This is a genomic window from Deinococcus marmoris (genome assembly GCF_001949125.1).
Lineage (GTDB): Bacteria > Deinococcota > Deinococci > Deinococcales > Deinococcaceae > Deinococcus > Deinococcus marmoris_A.
In genome coordinates this window covers 1-11,613 of sequence record NZ_MSTI01000185.1, presented here as the reverse complement: position 1 = coordinate 11,613, position 11,613 = coordinate 1, and the positions used below count along the sequence as shown (strand labels likewise).

The window sequence follows — 11,613 nt, the reverse complement described above, 5'->3', positions numbered from 1 at the left end:
TGTTGGAGCGGTTCGAGAGCGAAATCAAGATTCCGGGGAGTTGCGATACAGCGTGGCTTGGTGGGGGATACCGGGCAAGCTGAGCCGCTGACACAGCGGCTCACGGTACATAGAGAGCCAGGAAGCGAGCGCCAGGATGTTCTCAGGGCCACTGAGTAGAGCGCCCAGAGCGCATCCCAGGAATAAGTAATGCGGTTGGGATCGCGCCAGTCTGGAATTTGAGTTAGAAAGGGCAGTGGGCTGATCGGTTTTGGTTTCACACCTCAATGCTGATCGGCCCCGATCTTTTTTTGTACTCGCTTGAGATAAAGGCCTGTGTCTACCCCAGGCTTTGATCTCAATCAGGTCCAACGTCCAACTGGTTCAGCGCGGCCAGGGGATTGTGACCAGGGCGGTGAGGCGATGTGTCTTCGCGTGTAGAAGAGTCAACTCATATCTTGCAGTTTTGGACGGCTCTGGCAGAGTGATGATGGTGGTTGCCGCTGTATCTCGCCTTCGGTCAGGCAGTGCAGAACATCCACGCGCGAGGGATTTCGATTTTGGAGCCGATGCTGACGTTCCTCCTGACTCCAACTCTCTGGAAGGCAGGATGAGCCGACCCTGCCAGCATCACGCCCCGCTTCTAAACCGCTAGCCTGAGGTTATGACTGCCCCGCAGACCGATCAGACGGCTGGCCCGCTGCGCCGCTTCCGGGCCATTGCCGTGCAACCGAAATGGAGCGCAGAGAACTTCGTCAGCGACGGTGCTTTCCGAAGCTGGCTGCATGGCCAGTTGCAGGCGGCGCAGCCTCATTTCTCGCCGGATCGCCCCAATCTGGTGGTTCTGACCGAGCTGAATGGCCTGCCGCTGGTGCTGCGTGGTGCGGGCTGGGCACTGCCCCTGAAAACCTTCGAGCGGGTGGCCCTGGCCCTGTTCCTGGCCCGCCTGCCCCGTGCGCTGCCCGTGATACTGCGCGAAAGGGTCTCACCCATCCGCGCGCTGCAACTGGCGGCCAGCCCGGACAACGCCCGCCTGTACCTGCACACCTGCCGCGACCTGGCCCGCGAGTACGGCGTGTATCTGTGCTGCGGCAGTGTGCCCATGCCCCGCTACAGTCTGGTGAACGGCCAGCCTGTGCGCGAGGCGGCCACCCTGACCAACCAGACCGTGCTGCTGGCCCCGGACGGCAGCTTGATCGGCGTGACCGACAAGGTCCACCTGACCCCTGCCGAGGAGGCAGGCGGCGTGGACCTGACCCCGGGCAGGCTCAGCGAGATGCGCGTCTTTCCCACGCCGGTGGGCGATCTGGGGGTGGCCATCAGCCTGGACGCCTTCCGCGCAGACGTGATCGGGCGGCTGGAGGCGGGGGGCTGCACCGTGCTGCTGCAACCCGACGCCAATGGCGCAGCGTGGACCTCTCTGGAAGGTCTGCCGCCGGACCCGGACAACGTCCGCGATCAGCCGGTGGCGTGGCTGGAATCGAGCTGGACGGCCACCACCTCAGGCCGCAGCATTCGCTATGCGGTCAATCCGATGGTGGTGGGCAACCTGCTGGACCTCAGCTTCGACGGTCAGAGCGCCATCACTGGCCGCGCGGCGGACGCCCCGGAGCTTCGCAGCTACGTGATGACCGAGCCGCGCCCCGGTTTTCTGGCCCTGACGCCCTGGGTGACGGATGGCCCCCACGCGCAATTGCGTGCGGTGGGCCAGCAACTCGCCGCCCAGAGCGGTCACCCGCGCGAGGACGCTTACCGCACGGACGTGCTGCACGCGGACCTGGAATTGCCTGCCAGCACACTGATCCCGCCGCCCCGTACCCCACATGAACAGGCCGTGGAAGTCATCCTGACGCAGGTGGACAGGCCACGCCGCGTCTCTTCGGCAGGGGTGTGGCTGCTGGCTGGGCTGGGCCTGATCGCCGCCATCTCTGCGCTCCGGTCCAGGCGTTAGGCCAGGGCTTCGACGATGACCTGTCTCGCTTCATGGTGATGTGATCCCTCTGGTCAAGATGGGGTTCTATCCTCATCGGACGCCACAAGCTGAGCGAAGGTTTGAATATGCTGTCCTGGGTGGAAATTTGGAAACTGTCCGGGGCTGAGTCCCCCCCGCCGCGCCACCCCCACTTGCGTGCCTTTGCCTACCTTGCCCGTATGTGGGCCGTTCTAGACTGCGCGGGTGCGCTTTTCGCCCTGGCTTCCCGTTCTGCTCATCCTGGCGCTGGGGGCTTACCTGCTGCCCAACTGGCAGCCGAAGTTCGAGCTGGTGCCCAAGCAGTCGCCGCAGGTGTCCACCACCCTGCCGGGCACGTTGCCCGAGGCCGCCCAGGCGCTGTTCGAGAAGGTTCGCCCCGCCACCGTGCGCGTGGAGAGTCTGGACCCCCGCACGCGCGAGGCGGGCATCGGCACCGGCTTTTTCATCAGCGACACCGGGCAGGTGCTGACTGCCTACCATGTTGTCAGCCTGGGCACGCTGTTTCAGATCAGCACGCTGGACGGCAAGTCGTACCGAGCCAAGGTAACCGCCTTCGATGCGCGGGCGGATGTGGCGCTGCTGGAAGTCCAGGGACGCGGGCCGTTTCCCTTCCTGCCGCTGGTGACGCGTGCGCCGCGCGTGGGCGAGACGGTGCTGGCGGTGGGCAACAGTGGGGGAGACTTCCTGCAACCCCGGCGCGGCAAGTTGCTGCGACTGGGCGCTTCGGCGTCCCGCGCCGATTTCCCGCAGGGCACGCTGGAAATGAACGCCCCGCTGGCCCCCGGCGACAGCGGTGGCCCGATCATCGATGGGCTGGGCAACGCGATTGGCGTGGTCAGTTACATCAGTGTGGACAGCAGCGGCATCACCCGGCGCAGTTACGCGGTCCCGGTGGTAGACGGCGATAACCTGATCACGGCGCTGAGGACTGGCGAGAAGCGTGACACTCCGGTGCTGGGCATCGAGCTGGACAGTTTTCACAGCGGGTTGGTCGAGCCATCTGGCGGCGTGATCGCGCGGGTGGTCCGGGGCAGTCCGGCGGACCGTGCTGGGCTGATAGGCGGCGATTATGACGCCAACAGCAATCTGGTGAAGCTGGGCGACACCATCACCACCGTGGGCGGCCAGCGCACCCGCGACGCCAACGAGGTCATCACTGCCCTGAGGAGCGGTGAGGTCGGCGATACCGTGACCATCGGTTACCTGCGTGACAAACAGCCCCGTGAAACCCGGATCACCCTGGTGGCTAAGGCCAGCCTTCCTGACCTGCCAGACGAGTAAAGGCGGCATTACGCTGCGCCTATCTGCGTTTCATCCTGTCCCAGTAAGCTAATCGGATGTCTAGCGCATTTATGAAAGAGGAAGCGGGCGTGCCGTGGACGCCGCCCAGCGCCACCCGTGCCTACCGCGTCGTCTGGACAGGAGACGTTGCTAGCACCACCCAGCCGGAAGTGATGCGCGAGACCGACGACCTGCTGGATGCGTTGCGCTGGCTGGCAGACCGCCCCCGTCCCGGCTTCGAGCTGCGTGGCATGGACGGCGAACTACTGGCAACAAACGCGGCTTAGCGCTGGCTGCTCACCACTGTCCTTCCAGCGTGATCCGCACCGTTCCTGCCAGACTCTGCCCCGGCGACAGCACCCGCATGTCCACGCCCGCCACGCCCTGTGCCGCCAGATTGAAGGCGTCGGTGGCGTGAGAGACGGGTTCCAGCGCCAGGTTGCCGTCGGGTGCGGTGAAGACCACCAGATGCGAATAGACGTTGTCGGCGGTCTGGACCAGCGCCCGCGTAGGCTTTCCATTCGCTGACCAGTCCAGCCGCACGATGCCGTCCCAGGCGGTGTAGGTCTGGTCCACCTGTCTGGAACCGATGGGAGTGGGCGTGCGGAAATCCTCGTCGGGCTGGACCTCGCGTGATCCGCCCACCGTCAGTTGCCGTTCGTCGGTGTCGTAGGTCAACGGGGCGTCGAACTCCAGGGCTGGATCGATGCCGTCCTGAAGGCGCTCGAAGTACGGGTGTATCCCCATTCCGGCGGGCATGTCCTGCGTGTCGGCGTTGGTCAGCGTAATGGTGGTGTCCAGATGCGGCCCGTGCAGGCGGTATTCCACGCGCGCCGTGAAGGCCCACGGCCAGTTCATATCGCTGAACTTCCGGCTGTCGAAATCGCAGATCAGGTGACTGTCGGAGGCCCGCGTGACCGTCCAGGGGCGGTTGCGGACATCGCCGTGCTGGGCCAGCCCATTTTTGGTGTTGGGTGCAAGCTGCACGTCCTGACGTTCAAAAGGAAAGTGAGCGTCCCGGATGCGGTTGGAAAACGGGATCAGCAGAAAGCTGGCGCACTGGCTGCTGGTCTCCACATCCGCCGTATTCACGGCCCGCAGCACCGGGCGGCCCGACGCGGCGCGCAGATTCAGGACGCTGGCCCCCAGATCGGGCAGCACTTCCAGGGTCATCGCCCCACTGGAGATCGTCTCGGTGCTGCGGATTTCAGGCTGGGTCATGCGGACTCCGATTGAATCGTTTGCAAAAACAATGAAATCCAAGCGGATGCGAGAAGGAGAAAAACGGGTTCCGGGCGTGGAGTGAACGAACCGGAGCTTTCCCGGTTTGTTAACGAAACAGACGGAATCCGTATCACGCCTTGCCACGCCCGCGCATCACCTCATGAATCAGGATGCCCGCCGCCACCGAGGCGTTCAGGCTGTCTACCTGCCCCCGCGTGGGGATGCTGACCAGGACGTCGCATTTCTCGCGGACCAGACGGCGCAGGCCCTCGCCCTCCGCGCCGATCACCAGGGCCACGCGCCCGCTGAAATCGGTTTTGGTCACGTCCTGAGCCGACTCGCCCGCTGCGCCGTAGACCCACACCCGGTCTTCTTTGAGGGCGTCGATCAGGCGGGGCAGGTTCTTGGTCTGCGCCACTGGCAGGAAACTGGTGGCTCCCGCCGCCGTTTTGGCCACCACGGGCGACAGCGGGGCGCTGCGGCGTTCCTCCACCACCACGCCGTGCGCGCCCAGCACCTCGGCGCTGCGGATAATGGCCCCAAAGTTACGCGGATCGGTGATGCCGTCCAGCAGCACGATCAGCAACTCCTCGCCCTTTGCCTCGGCGCGGTCCAGAATGTCGTCCACGCTGGCCCAGGCCAGGTCCTCTACCTCGGCCATCACGCCCTGGTGGGCGGTGGTCCCGGCCAACTGGTCCAGTTCGATGCGCGCGGTGAAACGCAGACGCACGCCGCTTTCCCCGACTTCGGCTTTCAGCTCGTTCACGAAGCTTTCCTCGACGCCGCGCGCGACCAGCACCTCGCTCACCCGTCCGTCCTTCAGGGCTTCCAGCACCGGATTCCTTCCATACAGCAACATGCCGGGCAGTCTAGGGCAAGGGGGCGCCGCACTGGCAAAACAAGAAAAAGCCCTCACAACTGGAGGGCCTTGAGGACGGGCGGAGGTTGGATGGACTCCGATTGGAAGGTGTTGGAAACACCTGAAAATCCGAGCGAAGCGAGTGTGAGAAAAACGGGTTCCGGGCGTGGAGTGTGGGAATCGGCGCGGTCCCGATTGCCGCACGAAATAGACGGAATTATTCTGCGACAGGCTTGACGAACGCTGCGCTGTCGTAATAGGTGCGGAACGCGCCCACCTTGCCGCCTTCGATCTCGATGATGCTGACGCCCCGGTAATTAATGTCGTCCCCGTTCTTCAGTTTGCCCGTGGCGTTCCATTCCATCACGCCCTGGCCGCCACTCTCGTGGTGGTGCGTGAATTCGCTGTGAATCGTCTCGAAGTCGCTCAGGTACGATTCCCAGAACGCCTGCGCCCCGTCGGTGCCTTTCCAGGTCCGGGTGGTCAGGTTGCTCAGGGTCACGTCTCCGGCGTGCAGGGCCACCAGCCCGGAGGGGTCCTTGCTGGATTCGGCGTGTTGCAGCGCGCTCATGAACTCTTCAGTGGTGGTCATGCCTCACCAGACCACCCGGCCCGCCTTTAGAGGGTGTGTGGCCTTACCATCAAAAAGTTTGGTGAAGCTGGGAGCAAGAGGCTGTTCCCAGCGCCCTGTATCCCAACTCCTTATATCTCAGCGCTCAGCGAGCCAGGCCAGCAATTCCGTTTCGGGCAGCGGCGGGCAGACCCCGTAGCCCTGCGCGGCGTCGCAGCCCAGTTCGCGCAGGATGTCCAGTTGCTCGCTTCTTTCCACGCCCACGGCCACCACCTTCAGGCCCAGGCGGTGCGCCAGATCGATGGTCGAGGCCACCAGCGTGACCACCCTGGGGTCGCCGGGCAGGCGGGCAGTCAGGGTGGGGTGCAGCTTGATGGCGTCCAGCGGAAAACGGGTCAGGGCGCTGAGGTTGCTGCCCGCGCCGTCGCCGAAATCATCGACGCTCAGGCGTGCGCCGTGGCTGCGCAGTTGCTCCAGCATGCCCAGCGTTTCCTCGCTGTGGTCCAGCAGACTGCCCGCCGTGACCTCGATATCCGGCGCACCCTGGGCGCTCAGCAGCGGCAGCAGGCGGCTCAGGCCCTCGCTGCGGCGCAGTTCTTCCAGGCTCAGGTTTACCGAGACCTGCCATTCGGGGTGCGCCTCACCGCACGCGGCGCGCACGCGGTCCCGGCTGGCCACGGCTTCCTCGACCACCCACTCACCGATGTGCGTGATCAGTTCGCTGCGGCCCGCCACCTCCAGAAAGCTGTGGGGCAGCAGCAGGCCCAGTTCGGGGTGCTGCCAGCGCAGCAGCGATTCCGCGCCCAGCGGCTTGCCAGACTTCAGGCCCAGCACCGGCTGATACAGCAGCGTGAATTCACGGGCGGTGAGTGCGCCGCGCAGGTCCTCTTCCAGCGCGTAGGCGCTGCGGACCCCGGCGCGCAGGGCAGGGGTGTAGAAGCCCAGTCCGCCCCGGCCCTGCTGCCGGGCGTGGCGCACGGCGATCTCGGCGTTCGAGATGCTGTCTTCTATGGTCCCGCCCAGTGCAGCCACCCCCAGCGCAAAGGTCAGGGGCGTCTCGCGCGGGCCGCAGCGCAGCGGAACGCTCAGGGCGCGCTGCACGGCCTCCAGCGCGTCGTGGATGTCCAGGCCCGGCAGCAGCACGGCAAAGGTGCCGCCTTCCAGCCGGGCCGCGCTGCCGCCCTTCCCACCGGCCACGTCGCTCAGGCGGGCGGCCAGACCGATCAATAGGCGGTCACAGGTCACCCGGCCCAGCGCGGTGTTCAGGGCACCGAAACCGTCGATGTTCAGGCAGACCAGTGCGCCCGCTGGGGTTTTAGCCGTTTCCAGCCCAACCGTCTCCAGCCCAGCCGTTTCCGACTCAGTCTTCTCCAGGGCTGCCAGGTCCTCGCGCAGGCCCACGCGGTTGTGCAGGCCGGTCAGGGCGTCGTGGCGGGCGTCGTGGTGCATCTTGGCCTCGGCGCGGCGCAGCACGGTCACGTCGCGCAGGGTGAGCAGCAGGCCGCCCGACTGGGCATTGCCCCGGTTGCTCGTCTCGCGGCGTCCCGTTTCCGGTCCCACCGGGGTCACGCGCAGTTCCATGTGGCGCAGCGAGTGGCCGGGCAGCGCCAGCAGCACCTCGCGGCAGGCCGGGGATGGCAGGCTACGCCAGTCAGGCAGGGCCAGCGGTTGGCCGTCCGGCGAAAAGACCTTGACCCCCAGTTCGCCCAGCACCCGCGTTAATCCCAGGCCTACCAGCCGGGAGGCTTCCACGCCCAGCAGCAATGCGGCGCGCTCGTTGATCAGTTGCGCCCGGCCAGCGGCGTCCACCAGCACGGTGGCGTCCTCGGACAGCGCCAGCATCTGCGTGATCAGTCCCAGCGGGGCCGCGCCGCCCACAGGTGCGCCCACGCTCTCGGCCACCAGCAGCCCGCTGGCCGCAGAACGGCGCACACTCAGGGTCAGCGTCTCGCCCCCGGCCAGGGTCAGGTCCGCCTGTGCCTCGCCCCCCGCCGCCGCCAGCCGCACCAGATCACGCGCCGCCGCCACGGATGTGCTGTCGAAGCCGGGCCAGTCCCACAGGGGCGCGCCGATCAGTACCGGAACCGGCTGACCGGGAACCTGCGGGGCCAGTTCGCTCAGGCCGGGGCTGGCATGCAGAACAGTTCCGTCCTCTGTGAGCAGCGCGGCGGGCGTGCGGGTGTCCAGCAGTGCTGAGACCCGCGCCGCCCGCTCGTATTCGCCGCTCACGTCCTGCAAGGTCAGCATCACGCCCGCGCCCCAGCCGCCCAGGTAGGGCCGGGCCTCGCCGCGCACCCAGCGCGGGGCGGTGTCTGCCCCTCTGGCAGAAAGCAGCGCGTCGGGCAGGCGCACCGAACGGCCTGCCACCGCGCCCTGAAGCGCTTGCACCAGCGCCGGATGGCCGGGCAGCACCTCAGCCACCGTGCGGCCTAGCACCCCGGCGTCGCTGATGTCCAGCAGCTCCAGAAAGGGGCGGCTGACCCGCCGGAACACCAGTTCGGGGGTCAGCCAGGCGGTGGCCACCGGAAGCTGCGTGACCAGCACCTCGGCTTCCCGCCCCGCCCCGTCCGGGCGCGAGGCTGCCAGCAGCATGGTCAGCACCTCGGTGGCCGTGGCCGACACGGGCTTGCCTTCCGGCCCACCGTCGCTCCACAGCAGTCCCAGCAGTTCGCCGTCACGCGACAGCCAGGTCATCTCGCCGCTTTCCAGCCACGCTTCTGGTGGCTCCAGTTCCGGGCCGCACAGCTCCATGACGTCGTTCTGGAGGTGCAGCACCGTGCCGCCCACCCGCGCCAGCAACGCCGCTTCCGGCGCGTGGACGCGCAGCAGATCGCGCAGGGCCGTGTGCAGCGCCGAGCTGGAATGGTCCGTGCTGGGCACATGGACCGGGGCCTGGACTGGGGCGCTGATCTGAATGGGGGCTGGGCGGCTGGTGCGTTTCCCGGTCACGGGGTCCGGGGCCGCACGCTTGGATTTGGACAGGGAAGGAGTCACGCTGAAGTTACCTCGCGTCTCTAGACGCTTTTGAATGTTCGGTCCTGGTGGGAAAACGCAGCAGCGGGAAAAAGGACAGGAAGGAAGCGGTGAAAACGGGCCACGGCGGGCGGCGGACAGAGGTTGAAAAAAACAGAGCGGGACGAACACGGAAGTTCAGGAAGAACGCAGCCGCCCGGCAGGAAAGAGCATGGAAAAAATGGGGCAGCGAAGGGAGGACAGGGCCGGTGATGATCACCTGAGGGTTATCCTGTCACCCGAACTCTTACCCCAATCATTCAAGAAAGTGCGTGAGATACGGCGAAAACTGACCTGTCAGTCATTCAGGCATCTGCCGCTGGCCTGAAAAAGCCCATCCACACGCTCTTTTTAAGGTCTAGAGGCTGGGCCGCACAGGCCCACGGGTGCCCCCATCCCCCCCCATTGCCGCCGTCCAGGCGCGGTTTCCTGGCCCCGGGGCCATCGTCACAGGTGGAAAATTTCACGGCGTTAGGCAGGCGACAGTGCGCTCCCCGCCCACGTCCCGGCGCTGGCTGGGTATGTGTTGGCTGGCTGTGGCCTGCGGAGGCGGCGTCGGCAGGAATAACAGAGCAGACACGCGCAGAAGCTCATTTGCTTTCTGCGCGTGTCTGCTCTGAAAATCCAGCCTGAAAGATCAGTCCTGCCAGCGTTCCTCTTTCCAGGCAGCGGGCCAGACCAGATAGATGCCCGGATCGCTGGGGTTGCTGGCCGCCACCAGTTTTCTGATCTCGGCGGTGTCCGGTTCGTCGATGACCCGCGTGAAGTCCGAGCCGTTCAGCACGGTCTCGCGCACCAGCCATTCGTGGTCCTGCGCCCAGCGCACCAGTTGCTCCAGCGCCTGCATGCCGGGCTGCCCGTAGCGCGGCCCGAAAGCCTGGGCCGCCACCGTCACCACTGGCCCCGCGATGAGGACCACCGCGTAGCCCGCGCGGTCCCGGTCTCCCTGCCGGTCCGTGACCAGGATGAGCTGGCCCACCGCGCCCCCGGAATGGAACCGTTCCAGGTGCGCCATCATGGCGGTCAGCGTTTCCTGCGGCGCTCCGGGAACGCCCAGCGGGTCGGCAATTTGCAGGGACGCGGTAGTGGTCATGGCCGCAGTCTACAGACCCCGGACCCTGGCTGTGGCCCACCGCTGCCGCCAGCACATGCACCAGCCTGCCTCCCTGCATGCCCAGTGCCGAGCGAATCCGGCCCGCCGTCCATCCTGAATGCTGCGGGCCACGCTTCTCTAGGGTACAAAAGTCGGGAGTAGACAGGAAAAGTCGGCTCCAGTACGGTGTTTCCTGCAATGAAAGACACCCAGAGCCGACGCCCCCAAGATAGCCTGTTTGACCTCTTGCGCCCGCACTTCGGTTTTGATCCCCGCAGGTTGACCGTCCTCAGCGCCCTGATCCTTGCTCTCGTTGAAGCTCGAACCGTCGTCTTGTGGAAACTGCTCCCGATTATCCACCTGGATGGAAGTGAAAACACCGTCTACAAGAGGCTCAAACGCTTTGTCCAGTTCGAGCTGGATCAGCTCCTGATCGTGCGCTTCGTGCTGTCTTTTCTCCAGGATCAGAAGCAACTGCTTCTGATCCTGGACCGCACCTTCTTGGGCAGAACAGACGCCCATGAGGACGCTTGTCCGCAACTGGAAATGGGGCAAACAACATCTCAATATTCTGATCTTAAGTGTCTCCTGGCGCACGTTTGCACTCCCTATCGCGTGGGTGTTGCTGCCGCACGGCGGCAACAGCAACACCGCCACCCGAATTGCGTTGATCAAATCCGTTCTTCCACTCCTGGACGGCAAAAAACTGTCCTTGCTGGCAGACCGTGAATTTATCGGGCAGGACTGGTTCCAGACGTTGAAACGGTTCAGGATTGCGCCATGTATCCGTCTGAAAGCGGATACGAGGGTGGGTGGCATGGAAGTGTGGGCCTTCAGTACTGGACAACTTGATGTTGACAGTGTTCTGAACGGCATTTTTGCCGTTTGGGCATTTGATCGTAGTCTGAAACGGCAGTAGGCGGCTTCCTGAAGCTGTGAAACAAGAAGAAGCCGCCCAGATCGACGCTATCAAGTTCGTCCAGCTCCTGAAAGAACGCTTCCCCTTCTTGCGCCGCGATACTCTGCAACGTGCCCAGGATGCGATATGTGCGCTGGTTGAGCAGCGCTCCACCAATCAGCAGCAGTGGTCCCAGGCCATGCCTGGGACTGGCTCCCCAGAAGCCAAGAAAAAGCGTCTGGGACGGTGTATACAGGATCCGCAACTGGACAGGAATTTCTTCCTGTCCTTTCTGATCTCGCTTCTCCCTGCTGGGAAGCTGGTCCTCAGCCTGGACCGCACAAATTGGGAGCATGGTGACACTCCGCTCAACCTACTCGTTCTGGGCGTCGTGTTGGAGGGATTCACGCTCCCCCTCGTCTGGGTGGCGCTGGATCACGGTGGATGCAGTGACTCGGCCACCCGTGAGCGACTGGTGGCGAGGTTGCTTGAGAGCCTTCCAGCACAGCGCTGGAAGGCTCTGGTGGCCGACCGGGAGTTCGTGGGAAAGCAGTGGTTCACCTTTCTGCGGAAACGGAAGATCCGCCGCGTGATTCGCATCCGGGCTGACAGCGTGGTGGACGAATTGCGCGTCGATCAGTGGTTCGGGGATGTCCAAATCGGAAAGAAGCGCTGTCTGTTCGAAAAGGGCTGGGTTTACGGCTGCGTGATGCAGGTGGTTGCC

Annotated in this window: 9 protein-coding genes and 1 pseudogene; 5 read left to right on the top strand and 5 right to left on the bottom strand. The window is 65.0% G+C overall.

Annotated elements, in window-relative coordinates; genetic code table 11:
• Positions 1–643 precede the first annotated feature (643 nt).
• The 3 genes from BOO71_RS26115 to BOO71_RS26105 all read left to right on the top strand — a co-directional run bounded on the left by BOO71_RS26115 (position 644) and on the right by BOO71_RS26105 (position 3,519).
• Entirely contained in the window at positions 644–1,930 is a 1,287-nt protein-coding gene (locus BOO71_RS26115) for a nitrilase-related carbon-nitrogen hydrolase (protein ID WP_075837131.1), read from the top strand.
• A gap of 225 nt (positions 1,931–2,155) precedes the next feature.
• Complete coding sequence (locus tag BOO71_RS26110; protein WP_075837130.1) at positions 2,156–3,232, top strand: S1C family serine protease; 1,077 nt, start codon at positions 2,156–2,158, stop codon at positions 3,230–3,232.
• 56 nt (positions 3,233–3,288) lie between these two features.
• On the top strand, positions 3,289–3,519 hold the full coding sequence (locus BOO71_RS26105; RefSeq protein ID WP_075837129.1) for a hypothetical protein: 231 nt from the start codon (positions 3,289–3,291) through the stop codon (positions 3,517–3,519).
• A gap of 10 nt (positions 3,520–3,529) precedes the next feature.
• On the opposite strand, the gene BOO71_RS26100 is transcribed toward BOO71_RS26105, so the two are convergent.
• The 5 genes from BOO71_RS26100 to BOO71_RS26080 form a co-directional block, all read right to left on the bottom strand.
• On the bottom strand, positions 3,530–4,453 hold the full coding sequence (locus BOO71_RS26100) for an aldose 1-epimerase (RefSeq protein WP_075837128.1): 924 nt from the start codon (positions 4,451–4,453) through the stop codon (positions 3,530–3,532).
• A gap of 133 nt (positions 4,454–4,586) precedes the next feature.
• Positions 4,587–5,315 (bottom strand): 23S rRNA (guanosine(2251)-2'-O)-methyltransferase RlmB, encoded by a 729-nt coding sequence (gene rlmB / locus BOO71_RS26095; RefSeq protein ID WP_075837127.1) that lies wholly within the window; start codon positions 5,313–5,315, stop codon positions 4,587–4,589.
• Positions 5,316–5,532: 217 nt separating this feature from the next.
• A complete protein-coding gene (locus BOO71_RS26090; protein WP_075837126.1) occupies positions 5,533–5,907 on the bottom strand; it encodes a nuclear transport factor 2 family protein in 375 nt (124 codons plus the stop codon).
• Positions 5,908–6,024: 117 nt separating this feature from the next.
• Positions 6,025–8,880 carry a sensor domain-containing protein gene (locus BOO71_RS26085; protein WP_254843298.1) on the bottom strand — a complete coding sequence of 952 codons (2,856 nt, stop codon included), beginning with the start codon at positions 8,878–8,880 and terminating at the stop codon, positions 6,025–6,027.
• 655 nt (positions 8,881–9,535) lie between these two features.
• Complete coding sequence (locus tag BOO71_RS26080) at positions 9,536–9,991, bottom strand: DUF3197 domain-containing protein (protein ID WP_083653857.1); 456 nt, start codon at positions 9,989–9,991, stop codon at positions 9,536–9,538.
• 198 nt (positions 9,992–10,189) lie between these two features.
• Between BOO71_RS26080 and BOO71_RS28980 the strand changes: the two are divergent.
• Both BOO71_RS28980 and BOO71_RS26595 read left to right on the top strand, forming a co-directional pair.
• Positions 10,190–10,820, top strand: a pseudogene (locus tag BOO71_RS28980) (transposase); the annotation flags it as partial.
• Positions 10,821–10,926: 106 nt separating this feature from the next.
• Positions 10,927–11,613 (top strand): transposase (locus BOO71_RS26595; protein WP_368482897.1); only part of this gene is annotated, 687 nt, incomplete at its 3' end.